Here is a 17,059-nt window from a genome sequence, read left to right on the forward strand (position 1 = left end):
GAGTTGGCTCCAAGGTAGATTTGCACTAAAATAGTGCTGTGTTTGTCCAGTGACCCTTTCGGCGCTGCCGGAAGCATGCGGTCGACAGGAAGCGTTACGTCGACTGATCACTGAGGATCCGTCGGTCCAACAGAGGAGAGTAATGGCGAACCACCGTAGAGGACGGATGAGTGCGGTCAAGGCTCTGACTAGGCGTCAGTGGCTGCGGTTGGCTGCCGGTGTCACTATTCTCGGCATGGTCGTTGGCGCGGGCTTTGTATCGCGTGACTTCTACACATCCACTGAGAACACAGCCAAGTCGGGCGTAACGTCCTATTCTGCTACCCAAGATGTGGACACTGTGTCCCGTGGCAGCACCAGGCAGGCCATCCGCAACGGTGCGGGCGGCGCCAATGCGAACACCTCCTATGTGAATGTGCAGATTAATGGGAAGAACAAGGTGGTCCTGGGCGCAGGCTTCACCGATGTCAAATCCGTGCTGGAGGCCGGGGACATCACCCTGCAGCCTGGGGACCAGATCAGCCCCTCTCTGACCACTCCCGTCACAGAGAAGACCGTCATCCGCATCGACCGGGCCGACGCCCAGGTCAAGACGGAAGAGTCGCCCATCCCCTTCAACACCATTGAAGAGAAGACCAACTCCCTTCCGGCAGGCACCACCAAGGTCAAGACAGAGGGACAGAACGGCGTCATGGAGACCACCAGCCTGGTCACCGCAGCCGGCAATAAGCACCTGACCAGCAATATTTTTGCATCCTTCGTCAAGACGGTCCCCGTCGACAAGGTGATCCTGGTGGGCACCGGCGGCGGCGCCCCGGCACAGTCAGGCTCGACCACGACCACTGTCCCTGTGGGCGATGCCCAAAGCATCGCCCATGGTCTGGTTACCTCCCGCGGATGGGGCGAAGACCAGTTCACCTGCCTGGTACAGCTATGGAATAAGGAGTCCGGCTGGCGGACCAACGCCTCCAACCCGTCGGGCGCCTATGGCATACCCCAGGCGTTGCCTGGCAGCAAGATGGCCTCGGCCGGCCCTAACTGGCAGACCGATGCCCACACCCAGATCGTTTGGGGACTGGGCTACATCCAGGGTCGCTACGGGAACCCCTGCGGCGCATGGGCCCAATCCCAGGCGACCAACTGGTACTGATCCGTTTTTCATATGCCCGAACCTGAAAATCCCCGGCAGACATTCCCCAGCCTGCCGGGGATTTTCTTTCATGCAGGGCGGACATGATTCACCATTGTTGGTCATCGCAGAGCCAGCGCAGCCATGCGACGCAGATGGTTTGCCCTTTCGCCAGGATGCAGAAGACCGGAGAGCGCTGGACAGTCCCCCACCAGCCGTGGCAGCCATAGACCAGCGCTTCATGAATACCTCCGGGAGGACGAACGGGGCCCCAAGCCCCATCCGAACCAGACCATTTTCTCCCCTTGGTCCATCAAGACGCCCTGACTGAGAATGGCAAGCCTGTGGAAACCGAAACGGAGAGACGACGGTCCGACGCAACAATGAGCCAAGGGAGCAGATCCGAAGCCATGGGGCTTGACCCCGCACTCCATCGGACCGCGACGAAACAAGGCCCATCCACCTTGCAAGCGGCGGGCCTTGCTGCGTGTCTTGGTTAGCCTTCTCTCCCTGCCTCCCCTGGTCTGCAGGCCGCTAGGACCACATTCCGCAGCACACTCGGACCCGGAATCCGAAACCGTGCGCTAGAGGACAGCCTGGAGCACGAAGTCCAGAATGAAGAGGGCTGAGACCGCCCAGATGATGGGGTGGACCTCCTTGCCCCTGCGCTTGCAGACCATGGTCAGGCAGTAGGTGATGAAGCCGGCAGCCACGCCGTAGGAGATGGAGTAGGCGAAGCCCATGAAGATGGCCGTGAAGAAGGCCGGAATGGCCTCCGACAGCTCGCCCCACTCGATCTCGGCGAAGGAACTCATCATCATGCAGCCCACAATAACCAGGACGGGCGCAGTGGCCGCCGAAGGCACAGCCGAAATTAGGGGGGCAAAGACGGCGCTGAGCGCGAAGCAGGCGGCGATGACCACCGAGGTCAGTCCGGTCCGGCCACCGGCTGCGATGCCCGCTGCGGACTCCACATAAGTAGTGGTGTTGGAGGTGCCGAAGAGGGCGCCGATGGAGGTGGCTGTGGCATCGGCGAACAGGGCCCTATCCATCTTGGAGCTGAAACCTCGGCCGCTTTCCAGAGCCTGTTCATCCTCGGCTGAGAAGATGCCTGAGCGCCGACCGGTGCCCACAAAGGTACCAATGGTGTCGAAGGTGTCAGACAGGGAGAAGGCGAAAATGGTCACCAGAACCACTGGCAGCTTGGCCGGGTCGGAGAAGAGAGCCGGAAACCCTTCCTGGCTGAAAATGGCCAGGAAGGTCTGCGGCAGCTGTGACCAGGCCTGGCCCAGATCGACCGACTTGGCCATACTGGTGACCCCCATGGGGATGCCCAGGAGCGTGACCGCGATGATAGAGATGACGAAGGCGCCCTTGTTGACGAAGGCCAGGTGACCCTTGAACTTGAAGATCAGGAGGAAGACGGTCAGCAACAATCCGATGACGAAGAGGATGACCCCGGGGGTGTTGAAGGTGGTCAGTCCAGGGTTGGCGCCTGCTGCCGAAGTCTTGTCGGGCGCGAACTTGATAATGCCCACATTGAGCAGACCCACATAGGCGATGAAGACGCCGATGCCTCCGCCGATGGCATGCTGAAGCAGGGGCGGAATGGCCTGGATGATCATCTTGCGCAGCTTGGTGGCCGTGACCAGGATGTTGATCAGGCCGCACAGGAAGACCATGCACATGGTCTGTTGCCAAGTGAAGCCCAGCCCCTTGACCACGGTGAAGGTGAAGAAGGCATCCAACCCGACACCTGGCGCCACGCCATAGGGCACGTTGGCCACCAGACCCATGATCAAAGTGCCGATGACAGCAGCGATCAGGGTGGCGAGAAAGACGGCACCCCAAGGCATGCCCGCCGTGGAAAGCACCGAGGGATTCACCACGATGATGTAGGCCATGGCGAAGAAGGTGGTAATGCCTGCTACCACTTCCGTAGAGACTGTGGTATTATTATCCGAAAGCCGAAATAGCTTATGCATATTCGATTCCTTATTGTCTTATTTGGCGATGAGACAAGAGCAGAATATCACGAGCGCTCGGCTTTTTTGTTACAAGACCTCCTCCAGGCTCCAATACCGCCCCACCACCTTCCGCTCATCTATAATCGGCATACCGGCACGGCCCTGAAGCCGTCCCACATGGGGATGAGCTGATGGGCGGGCACTTTTTGAGGAGGGGTATATGGCCAGGAACAATCATTGGGATCCGGACGATCAGAAGCAGTATCAGCACGTGCATGACAGCGAAGTCGATCGCGGACAGGACGAGCGCTCCGCCGAGCGGATTGCAGCCGCCACAGTCAACAAGCAACGCACCCGCGAGGGCCGAACCCTGCGTCAGGAGCAGGAACGCCGCGACCAGCGCCAAAACGACAAGGAGGATTGATTCCTCAGAGGGCGCCCATCAGCAGGTGCGCCAAAACCATGAGCACAGCACCGATCAGCGCAGTCAGAGCCAGGGTGAATCCCGCCAGACGGGCGTTGCCAAGAACCTTGTCAGTGAACATGGTGGCGAAAACCGCCGTCGGAGCCAGGCAGCACAAGGCCACCGCCTGACGGATCAAGGGTTCGAAGGGCAACAGATACCATGCGGCCACCGCGAACAGGATGCCGAAGGGCAGTCGCCAGGCCAGAATCTGCAATACGGCCTTGATGTCAGCCCGTCCGCCGGGCAGCTCCATGAGCATGCCCACCATGAGCATGGAGCAGAAGGCGTTGGCCGCCGAGAATGGACGGGTGATTTGGGCCGACCAGTCGGGCAATGAGATCCCGGCCAGCGTAAATCCCATCATGACCAAGTAGGTGTCGAATGAGGGCGAGCTCAGGAAGCCCTTGGCTATGGAGAGGGCTGCAGCCTTGCGGTGGAGTTTGCGGGCATCTGGGTCATCCAGCTTGACGGTCTCCCCCGCATCGGGATCCAGGGACTGGCCCGGTCGAATATGCAGAAGCCCCTGGGTCATGACGTTGGTGCCGGCAGAGACCATAACCGAATTGCCGATGTCGAACATGGCGGCGGGGACCAGGGCCGCCGTGCCCAGCAGCGACTGGAGCATGGGGAAGCAGAAACACCCGATGTTGAAGCCCGATCCGTTGAGCATAAGAAAAGCCCGCTGAGCCGTAGGACGATGCCTGCTGGTCAGGAAGATAGCCAGGGGTGGAATCAGCGAAGCCACGAAGGCGAAAGCCGAGACCAGAAGCAGGCTGGGATCGTGGGGGTTGGTGGCGAAGGAGTAGATGATGGCCCCGGGCAGGACCAGATCGAACACGACAGTCTGCAGCACCCGGTAGTCCAACGGGCGAAAGAGTCCAAACCGCTTGAACAGGTAGCCCACCAGGATGATGCCCAAGAGGGTGGCCGGTTCCAGCAGTGCTCCCATGCCCTCGCTCCTTCCACGGATGCCGGAACCATGATACCTGACGAGCGGGTGCGCAGACCGGTTCTGTCTCAGCCGAAGCGACCGGATATGTAACGCTCGGTGTCCGGCTCGTGCGGGTTGGAGAAGATTGTGGTGGTGTCGTCCATCTCCACCAGGTGGCCGGGCTGACCCACGGCCTTGAGATTGAAGAAGGCCGTATAGTCCGAGACCCTGGCGGCCTGCTGCATGTTATGGGTGACGATGACGATGGTGTAGTCCCGCTTGAGCTCGTTGATCAGATCCTCTACGGCCAGAGTGGAGATGGGGTCCAGGGCCGAGCAGGGTTCGTCCATGAGCAGGACCTGGGGGTGCACGGCCACGGCACGGGCAATGCAGAGCCTCTGCTGCTGACCGCCAGAGAGCCCGATGCCCGGCTTGTCCAGACGGTCCTTGACCTCGTTCCAAAGATTGGCCCCGCGCAGGGCCCACTCCACCAGATCGTCGGCGTCAGACTTGGCAATGTGCTTCTTGTTCAGCCGTATGCCAGCCAGGACGTTCTCCCGGATGGACATGGTCGGGAAGGGATTGGCCCTCTGGAAGACCATGCCCACGTCCCGCCGTACCTCGACCGGGTCTACATCCGGTCCATAGAGGTCGCGCCCCTCCAGGAGCACCTGCCCGCTCACATGCGCCCCCGGGGTGATCTCGTGCATGCGGTCCAGGGTGCGCAGAACCGTGGACTTTCCGCAGCCGGAGGGACCGATGAAGGCGGTGACCTTGTTGGCTCGGATGCGCATGTTCACGTCCTGGACGGCCAAGAAATCGCCGTAGTAGACGTTGAGATGGCTGATGTCTATGCGTTGGCCCATATTCCGGCCTCCGTTCCTCTCATGGCGGCACTCAACGGGTCCGCCCAACAGCAAAGATGCGCGAGACCAGTCGCCCCAGCAGGTTGAGCAGCAGAACAATAAGGATCAGCACCAGAGCCGCAGCCCAGGCCCTCTGCATGTGGACATCAGCCAGGCATCCCGGGTCAGCGCCTGGCCCGCAGACAGCCAGACCCTGGGAATACTCGTTGTAGACGAAGACCGGCAGGGTGGTCATCCTTCCGGAGAAGAGGTTGGGGTTGGTGGTGACGATGAAGCCCGAGGCTATCAGCAGGGGCGCCGTTTCCCCGATGACCCGTGCCACGGCCAGAATAGTGCCCGAGACGATACCAGGCAGGGCCGTGCGCAGAACAATACGGGTGATGGTCCGCTGCTTGGTCACCCCCAGGGCATAGGCCGCCTCACGCAGGTCATTGGGAACCACCGTCAGCATATCCTCGGAGGTCTTGACCACCGTAGGCAGCATGAGCAGGGAGAGCGCCACAGAGCCGGCCAGGCCATTGACCGTACCCGGTCCAACCACCAAGGCGAACATGGAGAAGGCAAAGAGGCCTGCCACGATGGAGGGAATCCCGCTCATCACGTCCACCATGAGACTGATGGCCTTGGCCAGGCGGCCTCCATGGGCATACTCAACCAGGTAGACCGCGCACATGACGCCCACCGGAATGGATATGACCATGGATCCAAAGGTAATCTCCAGGGTGCCGATTACCGCGTGCAGGATGCCGCCATAGCCTCCGGTCGGCGTGGGGTTGCCCCCTACCACACCGCTCATGTTGTGGGTGAGGAAGTCCGGTGTCAGCCGTCGCACACCCTTGGACAGGCTGACCCAGAGCACCGAAACCAACGGAATCAGGGCCACCAGGAAGGAGAGCCCGATCAGGACGGTCATCAGCCGGTCCTTGCGCTTGCGAGCACGGATGGAGGACCTTGTAGGCCTGAAACGATCAAAATCGATGACCGGCCCACGATCAGTTCGGCTCGCCATCATACACCCGCCTTCGCTGTGATCCTGCGCGCCATGTAGTTGACGATGAAGGTGATGATGAAGAGGACCAGACCGGTAGCCACTAGAAGGGCCACACCCTGGGAGTCCGCCTCCGGGAACTGGGCGGCGATGTTGGCAGCTATGGTCTGGCTGTTTGAAGCCTGCAGCAGCCGCAGGGAGTAGCTGAAGCCTGGCGAAAGAATCATCAGCACCGCCATGGTCTCGCCCAGAGCGCGGCCCAGGCCCAGCATGGAGGCCGAGATGATGCCCGAACGGCCGAAGGGCAGGACCGCGAGCCGGATCATTTCCCACTTTGTAGCGCCCAGAGCCAAGGCAGCCTCCTGTTGCAATCGAGGGGCTTGGATCAGGATGTCACGGGTGACCGAGGTGATGATGGGCAGGATCATGACCGCCAGCACCAGGGCCACAGTGGCCACGGACCGGGCAGGGGCTGCAACGGGTCCGGCAAACAGCGGAATCCATCCCAAATGAACAGATAGCCAACGCCAGAAGCCTGTGATATTGGGAACCAAGACCAGAGCCCCCCAAAGCCCATAGATCACCGAGGGCACGGCGGCCAACAGGTCGATCACCGTGCTAAGCAACGTGGACAGGCGGGCGGGAGCGTAGTAGCCGATGAAGAGGGCAATGCCAAGGGAGACAGGGAAGGCCAAGAGCAGGGCCAGACCGGCAATCAAAATGGTGCCAAAAACCAGGGGACCCACATAGCCCAGGAAACTGCCCGCCCGCCCCCCGCTCAGGGAGAGGATGGCCTGGGTGCGGGAATCTGGGTCCCCAGTGAAGGCCGGAAAGGCCCGCAGGATCAGAAAGAGGGTGACAGCAGCCAGGGCCAGCAGGATCAGAATGCCCGCACCGGTGGCGCAGGCCTTGAAAATCCGATCCGCCCGTTTAGCCTTGTTCAGGGTTGCAGCCCCGTCCAGTTTCTCGTTCATGCCTTCCCCCCGATGGTCTCCACCGAGGCCATGGCCTGGTTGCGCAGCCCCTGCCCCAGCTCGGCGCTGCCCGCATTTGCCGCAGCCATGCGCTGACCCTGCTCGCTCAGCAGATAGGTCAGCCAGGCCTTGGCGAACCGGGTCTTGGATCCGTCTTGATCATCTCGATAGGCGGTGCAGACCACGTTGTAGGAGACCAAAACAATGGGATAAGTATGCTCCCGGCTGGTGCGATGGTCCACGGTCAGGACCACCCGGCCGGGCTGGCTGGCCTGCGGATCCCGCTGGGCTGCATCCAGCAGGTTGGCCACGGTCTTGGCTGTAGGCGGCTGCCAGGTCTTCCCCGCCTGGACCGCCACCGTGCCCAGCCCCGTGGTCTGGGCCGCGTCCGCATAGCCAAAGGTACCCTTCGCCTGGTTCATGGTCATGACCACTCCGGCAGTGCCCTTGGCGCCCTGTCCTAAGTCGTTGGGCCAATTCTCGCCCGCTGGGTAAGGCCAGGCAGACCCGGCCGTGTCGTGCAGGTAGGACAGAAAACTTTTCGTAGTGCCCGACTTGTCCGAACGATGGATCACCGTGATGTCCAAGTCGGGCAGATTAGCCCCCGGATTGAGGGCTGCTATGCGCGGATCCCGCCAATTGGTGACCTTTCCGGAGAAGATCATGGCGATCAGAGCCGGGTCCATCCGCAGATGGCCGCCGGAACCCTTTGACCACAGATCGGGGAGATTATAGGCCACGGCGATTGGGGTGGCGTAAACGGGCAGATCAATGGCCGTACCGGAACCGCAGACCTTGCGCGAGCGCTCAAGCTGGTCTGAAGTCAGCGGTGCATCAGTGCCGGCCCAGATGGCCGAACCCGAAAGAAAGGCGTTGACCCCAGCACCGGAACCTGCTGGATCATAGGAGATGCGCGCACTTGGATGCTGCTTGCGGAAGCCGGCTATCCAAGCCTCGTCGGCGCTCTGCTGGGAGGATGCGCCGGATCCGGCGAACTCGCCTTGGAACAAGGCTCGATCTGGAGTATCGATTGCTCCGCCGCCTTCGATGGGGACGTTGTCGCCGCAGGCCGCCAGGGGGATCAACATTGCCAAGGACACGAGGAGGGCCGCAAATCTACCACGACCATGACCATGTGCGTGCATGTTACCTACCTCGACCGCCGTTGCATTTCAAACGTCCGTCCTCATCAGCCCGTGTCGGACCCTCCTGCATTCACATTACCGAAGCCCGCTCAACAACAGCATACTGGAAACGCTGACCGCAGGACAAGGCCGCCGCAACCGCATCAGCCAAGCGGAAAAGCTCAATCACAATCCACAGCCGGGTATATTATAAGGACATTGTCAGACGCTTCACTCTCTAGCTTTTCTTAGTGTCACCGGTATCGGTATGCCCCGATTCCTTTTCTAGGACGGCACCGCAGGGAGTGGTATACGCAGCGGAAACTGAGCCCAAAGGAAGTGGTGGTTGCATGAGGAAGCAGGAGCTCGCCAAACAGGGGCGGACCCTCAGCAAGGATGGAGCCTTCGTCAACGGAAGACTCACCCGTGAGGCCTTCCTGTCGCTGGCCATCCTGACCGTCATCACCTTCCTAGGCAACTTCACCCAGCTGCAGCTGGCTTCGGCACTGCCCACTATAGTGGACGAGTTCCACATCACCCTGACCACCGGTCAGTGGCTGACCTCGGTCTTCCAGCTGGTCATGGGCGTCATGGTGCCGTTGACCGGCTTTCTGACCAAGCGTTTTTCCACTAGGCAAATCGTCATCACCTCCATGGCGGTCTTCACACTGGGTTCCCTGCTGAGCTGGCAATCGCAGACCTTCGCCATGGTTCTGCTGGGGCGCATCCTGGAGGCCGTGGGCACCGGGACCATGTGGCCCGTCCTGCAGATCACCGTCTTCTCCATCTATCCTCTGGCCAAGCGCGGCATGGCCATGGGCACCGTGGGCCTGGCCATGAGCGTGGCCCCGGCCATCGGCCCCACCCTGGGCGGATGGCAGACCGATGCCAACGGCTGGCGCTCCATTTTCCTGACGCTGAGCATCTGCGGGGCCGTGGCGCTGCTCCTGTCGATCCTTGGTCTACGCAACTTCGGGCAGCGAGACAAGAGCGTCAAGGCGGACTTCTTCTCAGTGGCCCTGTCCATCTTCGGTTTCGGCGGCCTCATGTTCGGCTTCACCAACATCGAGAACTTCCCCATCACCTCCTTCATGACCTGGCCCTTCATGCTGGTCGGCCTGATCGGAATCATCTGGTTCGTCCTCCGCCAGCTCAACCACGACAAACCCCTGCTGGACCTGCATGTGCTGCGGATCAAGAACTTCACCGTAGGCACCATCATCGCCTCTATGTCCTTCTTCGCCTTCAGCTCGGTCACCGTCATCCTGCCCATGTACATCCAGACGGATCGTGGCTTCTCAGCCACCATGAGCGGCCTGGTCATGCTGCCAGGGGCCATCGGCACCGCCATCGCTCAGTTCTTCGGTGGCCGCCTGCTGGACCGCTGGGGCGCTCGGCCCGTAGCCATGACCGGCTGCTCGGTCCTGCTGCTGGGCACCATCGCCATGAGCATGATTGGGGCCAACACCTGGATCGGCCTGGTCTCCATCTGCCAGTTCATCCGTCAGATCGGCATGGGCTTCACCCTGATGCCCCTGACCACCTGGTCCCTGAACAACCTGGCCCCCAAGGATGTTTCAGCCGGTTCAGCCGTCACCAACACGGCCCGGCAGATCGCCGGAGCTGTCGGCGCGCCCATCCTGGTCATCCTTATGGAGACCATCACCACCCTGCGCCACAACGCCTTGGGCGGCGGCCACTCCACCCAGATCGCAGCCAACATTTTCGGGGTGCAGTGGGCTCTGCGCATCTCGGCACTGATCTGCCTGGGCATGGTCCTGCTGGTCTACTTCGGCGTTCGCGGAAACGGCGCCGGCTCCGGCCGTCAGATGACCCGCATGCTCCTGCGTCACATGCACATCATCCACACCGATGCGCCTGCTGTCACTGCCTCCACCGCCGACTCCAAAACACAAAACTGATTACCGGGTGGTTTTGCGGGCTATGACCCGCGATCCTATGACAAGATCCTGGGGAACCGTGGCTCTGCCCCCAATACGTCCCAGGACGCGGTCAACACAGGTCCGCGAGATCCACCCCAAGCATGAATCCATGGTAGTGAGCGGAGTCTGCAGGTAGGCCGACTCTTCGATGTTGTCGAACCCGACGAGCTGAACCTGGTCGGGCACGGCTCTGCCGTAAGCAGTCAGAGCTGACAGGGCGCCGATAGCCAGCTGATCATTGAGAGCAACCACCCCATCGAACGGCATCCCCGCCTCTAATATCCTTTGCATGGCCAGATACCCGCTGCCCAAGGTCCAGTCATAACCGGTAACGCCCAGAAGCCGATCATCCAGCTGGAGCCCCCTGGCATGAACCGCTTTAAGCACGCCTTTCATCCTCAACTCGGCATTGCCTTCGACTGCAGCCTCCAACTGATTCCGGTCAAGCGGCGCATGCAGACCGATGACCGCCAACGAACGCACCGACCGATCAAATAGATACTCTGCAGCCATCCGAGCTGCCTCGGCATCGTCGACCATGACATGATCCGCCACCCCATGGGTGGTCCGCGCACCCACGCAAACCAGGGGATAGCGTACATTCAGGTCCTCCACGGCAAATCGTTCAAGCTCCGACATAGAAAGGATTATGCCGTCGCTGATAGTGCTATTAAAGGATGCCAGAATCTCATGCGCACCCTTGGCGGACCCCTCGGCATATGTGCTGACATATACTGCATAGTCCCGCAGGCGAGCGCTGTCGATGACCCTATTAGCCAATTCAGCCAGATAGGGAGGTGTCAGCGAAGGCACGGCCAGCGTAATGATACCGGTTTTGTTTCGATGCAAATTGCGGGCCGCGGCATTGACCTTGTATCCCGATTCGTCAATCACCTGCTGCACACGCGCACGGGTCGCATTTGACATACGGCCATTGCCATTGATCACATTGGACGCGGTCTTCAGCGAGACACCCGCCTTGCTGGCCACCTCGCGCAAGGTGATCCGTTTACCTGGACGTCCTTCATCCGTAGCCATAGGCACCCCCTAGAATGCAGCAACCTCCAAGGCACTATGGCAATCAGATCTATTGACGGGTGATCACCACACCATGCACTCCTATAGTGTACTGATTACCGGATAAACCACCTCCATTGGACCGGGTCGCTCGTTGAACCACCAAAGCCTCACCCATGGTGGACACATCTCTGACAACTGTCGACCCCCGGTTGAAATAGAAATGATAACAGCCCTGTGGCCCGGACCTGATCAGGTGCACCAACCGCGGGTCGCCATCACGTCCGTTATGCAACCCTGCCCCTGCCGCGCCAGTGAGAAAATCAGGAGGAAAGATCCGATTGATCACCGAGACCAGCGATTCCTTGGTGAAACCAGTCCCGAGATAGAGAACCCGGCCCTGACCGTATCCATGGATGGTCGCCGCAGGTTTTCCAGCCATGTCGAGGTCATAGGAACGACGCCCATGGTAACGAGCCAGCACCCTTACCGAATCCTCTATGCTCAAGGGATCGTTGACCCATATATTGCCCTCAATGCCCTCTGATACCAGGATGGATCCACCGCCTTGGCCTCTCGTGCCCAAGGCGATCATCTCCTGGGAAGCGATACCTGTCAAATCACGCAAAACCGCAGGATACCCGCCCAGACCGACGTGCATATGGCCGTCCATAATGCCACTGGCGAAGTCCACCACCAGGCGGCCGCCCTCGCTCACGTAGTCTCGCAGACGGCCGGCTTGCCTCTGGTCCAGCAGGATCAGGGCGGGCAACACCACGACGTCATAGCGCTCCCACTGCCCTTTCAGCGGCATTACGTCCGCTCTGAGCCCGACGTCAAGCAAGGCTTGATACCAGATATAGACCTGCTGCCAATGATCCAGAGAACAATCGGGCAGAGTCGAATCAGCCATAGACCACTGGCAGTCGGCATCGAAAAGCAGAGCAATAGGCGAGGGCTCCAATTGGGTCCCGGCCAGTCCACTCCCGGAGAGCCTGTGCAGAATGTCTCCCAAAGCAGCAACCTGAGTATAAATTGCCGAATCCGGCCCTGCATGAGGGACCATGGCCGAGTGGAAGGCCTCTGCTCCGAAGGCGGACTGCCGCCATTGGAAGAAGTTGACTGCATCCGCCCCCATAGCTACGTGGGCCAGAGCGTCCCGGATCAGTTCGCCTCGACGCTTGGAAGCATTGAAAATGCGCCAATTGACGGCTGATGTGGAATGCTCCATCAGACACCAAGGATGCCGTTGAGCATAGGCGTCCACCAGGGAATCCGAGCAGAGGAGCTCATCCAGGTGTCCGGGGCCATGAGCGAAATAGTGGTCATTGGCCACGAAATCGACCTGGTGGGACCAACGCTCATAATCAAGGACACATTGGTCTGTAGAGACCATGAAATTGGTCGTCAAGGGTTTATCAGGCGTGAGCTCCTGTAACTGATCGCGTTCGGCACAGAAAAAATCCATCAGCGCATCCGAGCAGAATCTACGAAAATCCAGACGCAGTGCTGGATTGATAAAGGCATCACGCACGCCGGCATGTTCAGGCAGGGGAACCTGATCGAAGTTCTGCAGACGTTGGGACCAGAAATCGTTGCCCCAGGCTTGGTTAAGCTCCTCGATGCTGCCATAGCGCCGGCGGCACCAGCCTTGGAAGGCCTTCAAAGCATCCTGCGAGTAGTCGGTTGCGTTGTTCCATCCATATTCATTGCCGACATGCCAGGCGACCACAGTCGGATTGTCGCGGAAATGCTCTCCCATGACCCTGCAAAGGCGGAGGGCATAGCGCCGAAAAACAGATGAGGTGGGCCTCCAGGATTGTCGAGCACCAGGATGGACCAGGGTTCCGTCCGCCTTCACGGGCAACACCTCAGGATGTGCCTGATAAAGCCAGTACGGAGCCGTAGCTGTAGCCGAAGCCATGTCCACTGCGATACCGGCTTCGCCTAGTAAAGCCACCGCCCGATCCAGCCATCCGAAATCCCAGACTCCGTCGCTTGGCTCCAGACGTGCCCATGAGAAAATGCCCAGTGCCACCATGGTGACGCCAGCCCGCTTCATCAACGCGACATCTTCGGTCCATGCCCGCTCCGGCCATTGGTCCGGGTTGTAATCCCCGCCGAACCAGATCTCCCCTGAATGACCGTCGAGGCCTTTCGGCCATCGGTAAGGTCTGTACTGTTGGGGCTGCCGACGGTCATAATAGTCCGTTCTGCTCATGTCTGATCCCGTCTGCGCCTTCCCGCTACTCCTTGACAGCGCCGGCAGCCAAACCGGACTGCCAGTATTTCTGCAACAGCAGGAAAGCGACGACGATGGGGATGATGGTGACAAGGCTGCCGGTCACCACCAGGTTCTGAATGGCATGGGCACCAGCGGTCGACGCCTGGTCCTTCCAATTGTTGAGCCCGATCGTCAGCGGATACCAATTGGAATCTTTGAGCATGATCAGAGGCAGGAAATAGTTGTTCCAAGTGGCCACGATAGTGAAAAGCGCCGTAGTCACGATGCCGGGGGCCAGCAGAGGCAGACTGATCTGCCAGAAAGTGCGGAATTCCCCGGCCCCGTCGACTCGGGCTGCTTCCAGCAGCTCAGTAGGCACTGCCTGGTCGGAAAAGATCCACATCAGGTATAGGCCGAAGGGCGAGATCAGACTGGGGATGATCATGGCCCAAGGCGTATCAGTCAGTCCGATCTTGGCAAAGAGCAGGAACTGAGGCACAGCAAGAGCGATGCCTGGCACGCTGATGGCTCCGATGACTACAGCAAAGACGAAGCGACGGCCGGGAAAGCGGAACTTGGCCAGGGCGTATCCACCCAGCACAGCCAGTAGGGTGGCGCCACCGGCTCCCACAACCACGTAGAGCAGGGTATTGAGCAACCAGCGCCCGAAGATTCCTCCTTCATAGGTGAACACCTCGCGCAGATTGTCCCAAAGGGCGAACTTGTGCCCAAAGGCCAAACCGAAGGTGCCGATGAAATCCGACTGGGTCTTGGTGGCATTGATGACCAGCCAGATCAGGGGAAACAGGCAGTAGAGGGCGAAGATCCCCGCGGCAAGGGTCAACGGCCAGCTGCGCCGCGGATTGTCCGGATTGGAGAATCCTGTTCGAGCTGCCCTTTGGCGTTCCGCACGCTCATCCCGGGCGACGCGTCGGGCGCGCATACGTTCAGCCTTGGCCCCGTCGACAGCCGTGGAATCAACCGTGCTCATTGCATCTGCTCCTTCATGCCCCTGAGCTGGACGGCGTAGGCAGCGACCATGGTGATGATGGCCATGACGATGGCCAAGGCCGCCGCATAGTTGCTCTGACCGCCCATGAAGCTCAGGTTGTAGGCATACATGTTGGGGGTGTAATAGGTGGTAATCGCATTGCCTGGGACCATGGTCTGCAGCACCGAGGGCTCATTGAAGAGCTGGAAACTGCCGATGATGCTGAAGATGACCGTGATGACCAGGGAGCTCTTGAGCTCGGGAACCTTGATGCTGCGCACGATCTGCCACTCCGAGGCTCCGTCAATAGCCGCCGCCTCATAGAGCGAGTGCGGCACAGTCGACAGCGAGGAATAGAAAATCAGCATGTTGTAGCCCGTGAACTCCCAGGTGTTGATGTTGCCTATGGCGGCCAGGAGCACGCTGGGCTGCAGAACGTCGATATGCGTGCCCAGCCATTGATTCAAGGAACCTACCATTCCGTACTTGGTGCCGTAGATGAACCCCCACATCAAAGCCGCCACCACGGCGGGCACTGCGTAGGGCAGGAAGGTGGTGATCCTGAAGAAGCGCGTGCCGTGCAGCTTGAGCGAGTCCAGAGCCAGCGCCATCAATGCCGCCAGAAGGAGCATGATGGGCACCTGGACCACAGTGAAGAGGGCCACACGGCCCACTGATGACCAGAACTGCCCATCCTTGAGCAGCCTGGCGTAATTGGCCAGGCCTACAAAGACGTTCCCTCCGATCATGCGCTTCTCGTACAGACTCAGGTAGATGGCATAGAGCACCGGCAGAACGAAAACGAACACGAAGACCACAACAAAGGGCCCCATGAACTTCCATCCACGCCAATCTGGTCTGCGGGGCCGCTCCCCAGTGCGGCCCCCGCCGGTTTCGCCAGGGCCTTGATCCCGCGCAGGGGCCAGAACCCGCGCAGACGAACCTTCGGCTTCACTCATAATGCCTGCCCTTCTCTCCTGTAGCCGTCCGGAGACGGCCCTGATCGGCCGTCTCCTTCATCATTCACTTGTTGACCTGGTACCCCTGCTGGTTGCCATGATCCACCAGCTTCTGCTGATAGTTCTCGAAAGCCTTCTCCAGACTGGTCTGCTTCATGTAGGCCTTGCCGATGGAATCCCCGTAGGTCGACTGGGCGAAGGGGTTGTAGGGCAGATACTGGAATTTGGAGACTTTGAGGTTGGCTGCCTCGGTCAGGACCTTGTTGACCTCCTGGCCTCCGAAGTACTCATTCTTCTTGCTGGTGAATTCAGCTGAGCTCAGGATGCGTTTCAGAGAGGGGAAACTGCCCTGGTCAGCCATGACCTGGGCTCCCTTGCCGTGTGTCAGATATTCTGCGAACTTCCAGGCTGCCGCCTTGTTCTTGGCCTTCTTGGGCACAACAAGAGCCGAGCCCCCGTCCTCGGCGGACACGCTGCCCCCCTCTTCCCACTGCGGCAGGGGCGCGACCCTCCAGTTGCCCTTCTGGTCGGGTGCGCCGGACTCCAGATTGGTGGGCATCCAGGCGCCGATGGTCAGCGAGGCCACCGACCCATCATTAAGCGCCCTGTTCCAGTCATCGGACCAGTTGGCGGTCTTGGTATCGAGCAGGTCTTCGTCGATCAGCTTTTGCTGAAAGTCGATATACCGCTTCATGCCGGGGTCCTTGGTCATGTTGATGGTGATCTTGTCCCCATCGACCTTCCAAGGATGCGCCCCGGCCTGCCAGGCCTGTGCAGTAAAAGGCTGATAGGCATTCTTGTCACCGGCGTTGTTGGTGATGTAGGAACCTGCGGCTCGGATCTTCTTGGCATCCTGATAGTACTCATCCCAGGTCTTAGGAGGATCGGGGATGCCGGCCTTGTCGAAGACCGCCTTGTTGTAGAAGAAAACCTCGGGACCGGCATCAATGGGCAGCGCATAGGGTTTCCCGTCGTACTGGACCTTGTTCCATGGCCCCGGGGTGAAGTCGTCAGCGAACTTGTCGGCCCCATACCCCGACAGATCCTCCAGGTTGTCTTCAATGGCAAACTGCTGGACGGTAGGATCCTCCAGCATGGTGACGTCGGGGATGCCCTTGCCTGCAGCGACCGCATTGGACAAGGCCACCTGGGTGTCACCAGCAGTGCCGGTGTTGTTGTACTTCACGGTGATGCCGGGATTGGCTTTTTCAAAGGCGGCAATGGTCTCCTTGATGCCATTGCCCCAGCCCCAAAAGACTATGCGCCCCGAGGCCTTGCTGGCGTCCGTCGGCTTCGATGCTGATCCGGAGCCGCTGCTTCCACAGGCAGCGAACGAAGCCAGGGCGACCACGGTGATGCCCATGGTCATGAGTTTCCGTGCAGAATGCATGATGAACCTTTCGATGTTTGAAAAACCACGTCCTTGATAAGGTTTTGACGCCCCACTCCTTCCGATCGTTGATACAACTGTGTACCAACG

At 60.0% G+C, this 17,059-nt stretch carries 14 protein-coding genes; 3 read left to right on the top strand and 11 right to left on the bottom strand.

What is annotated here, in order from left to right; genetic code table 11:
* Positions 1–142: 142 nt before the first annotated feature.
* Positions 143–1,150, top strand: a complete 1,008-nt coding sequence (locus J3T95_RS04490) for a G5 domain-containing protein (RefSeq protein WP_267450529.1) — start codon at positions 143–145, stop codon at positions 1,148–1,150.
* A 563-nt stretch (positions 1,151–1,713) separates the two neighbouring features.
* On the opposite strand, the gene J3T95_RS04495 is transcribed toward J3T95_RS04490, so the two are convergent.
* Positions 1,714–3,114, bottom strand: coding sequence for an NCS2 family permease (locus J3T95_RS04495; protein ID WP_267450530.1), 1,401 nt, complete (start codon positions 3,112–3,114; stop codon positions 1,714–1,716).
* Positions 3,115–3,316: 202 nt separating this feature from the next.
* On the opposite strand from J3T95_RS04495, the gene J3T95_RS04500 reads away from it, so the two are divergent.
* Complete coding sequence (locus tag J3T95_RS04500) at positions 3,317–3,520, top strand: hypothetical protein (RefSeq protein WP_220236903.1); 204 nt, start codon at positions 3,317–3,319, stop codon at positions 3,518–3,520.
* 4 nt (positions 3,521–3,524) lie between these two features.
* Here the strand turns inward: J3T95_RS04500 and J3T95_RS04505 are convergent, their stop codons facing one another.
* The 5 genes from J3T95_RS04505 to J3T95_RS04525 all read right to left on the bottom strand — a co-directional run bounded on the left by J3T95_RS04505 (position 3,525) and on the right by J3T95_RS04525 (position 8,466).
* Positions 3,525–4,511, bottom strand: coding sequence for an AEC family transporter (locus tag J3T95_RS04505; protein WP_267450531.1), 987 nt, complete (start codon positions 4,509–4,511; stop codon positions 3,525–3,527).
* A 68-nt stretch (positions 4,512–4,579) separates the two neighbouring features.
* Positions 4,580–5,359 carry a phosphate ABC transporter ATP-binding protein PstB gene (gene pstB, locus J3T95_RS04510; RefSeq protein WP_267430676.1) on the bottom strand — a complete coding sequence of 260 codons (780 nt, stop codon included), beginning with the start codon at positions 5,357–5,359 and terminating at the stop codon, positions 4,580–4,582.
* 31 nt (positions 5,360–5,390) lie between these two features.
* The gene (gene pstA, locus J3T95_RS04515) at positions 5,391–6,371 is read right to left on the bottom strand and encodes a phosphate ABC transporter permease PstA (RefSeq protein ID WP_267450532.1); all 981 of its coding nucleotides are present in this window, start codon (positions 6,369–6,371) and stop codon (positions 5,391–5,393) included.
* Positions 6,368–7,321, bottom strand: a complete 954-nt coding sequence (pstC, locus tag J3T95_RS04520) for a phosphate ABC transporter permease subunit PstC (RefSeq protein ID WP_220236899.1) — start codon at positions 7,319–7,321, stop codon at positions 6,368–6,370. The genes pstA and pstC overlap by 4 nt, the downstream gene beginning before the upstream one ends.
* On the bottom strand, positions 7,318–8,466 hold the full coding sequence (locus J3T95_RS04525; protein ID WP_267450533.1) for a phosphate ABC transporter substrate-binding protein PstS: 1,149 nt from the start codon (positions 8,464–8,466) through the stop codon (positions 7,318–7,320). The genes pstC and J3T95_RS04525 overlap by 4 nt, the downstream gene beginning before the upstream one ends.
* A gap of 329 nt (positions 8,467–8,795) precedes the next feature.
* Here J3T95_RS04525 and J3T95_RS04530 point away from each other — a divergent pair, with 329 nt between their 5' ends.
* Complete coding sequence (locus J3T95_RS04530) at positions 8,796–10,367, top strand: MDR family MFS transporter (RefSeq protein WP_220236897.1); 1,572 nt, start codon at positions 8,796–8,798, stop codon at positions 10,365–10,367.
* Here the strand turns inward: J3T95_RS04530 and J3T95_RS04535 are convergent, their stop codons facing one another.
* The 5 genes from J3T95_RS04535 to J3T95_RS04555 all read right to left on the bottom strand — a co-directional run bounded on the left by J3T95_RS04535 (position 10,368) and on the right by J3T95_RS04555 (position 16,969).
* Positions 10,368–11,426 (bottom strand): LacI family DNA-binding transcriptional regulator, encoded by a 1,059-nt coding sequence (locus J3T95_RS04535; protein WP_220236896.1) that lies wholly within the window; start codon positions 11,424–11,426, stop codon positions 10,368–10,370.
* Positions 11,427–11,475: 49 nt separating this feature from the next.
* Positions 11,476–13,626: a beta-galactosidase gene (locus J3T95_RS04540; protein ID WP_267450534.1), complete on the bottom strand. Its 2,151-nt coding sequence runs from the start codon at positions 13,624–13,626 to the stop codon at positions 11,476–11,478.
* A gap of 25 nt (positions 13,627–13,651) precedes the next feature.
* Complete coding sequence (locus tag J3T95_RS04545; protein WP_267450535.1) at positions 13,652–14,620, bottom strand: carbohydrate ABC transporter permease; 969 nt, start codon at positions 14,618–14,620, stop codon at positions 13,652–13,654.
* On the bottom strand, positions 14,617–15,579 hold the full coding sequence (locus J3T95_RS04550; RefSeq protein ID WP_220236893.1) for a carbohydrate ABC transporter permease: 963 nt from the start codon (positions 15,577–15,579) through the stop codon (positions 14,617–14,619). Before J3T95_RS04550 ends, J3T95_RS04545 begins: the two co-directional genes overlap by 4 nt.
* 64 nt (positions 15,580–15,643) lie before the next feature.
* Positions 15,644–16,969: an ABC transporter substrate-binding protein gene (locus J3T95_RS04555; protein ID WP_267450536.1), complete on the bottom strand. Its 1,326-nt coding sequence runs from the start codon at positions 16,967–16,969 to the stop codon at positions 15,644–15,646.
* Positions 16,970–17,059: the final 90 nt, after the last annotated feature.

This window comes from Bifidobacterium sp. B4079 (assembly GCF_026537385.1).
GTDB lineage: Bacteria > Actinomycetota > Actinomycetes > Actinomycetales > Bifidobacteriaceae > Bombiscardovia > Bombiscardovia asteroides_I.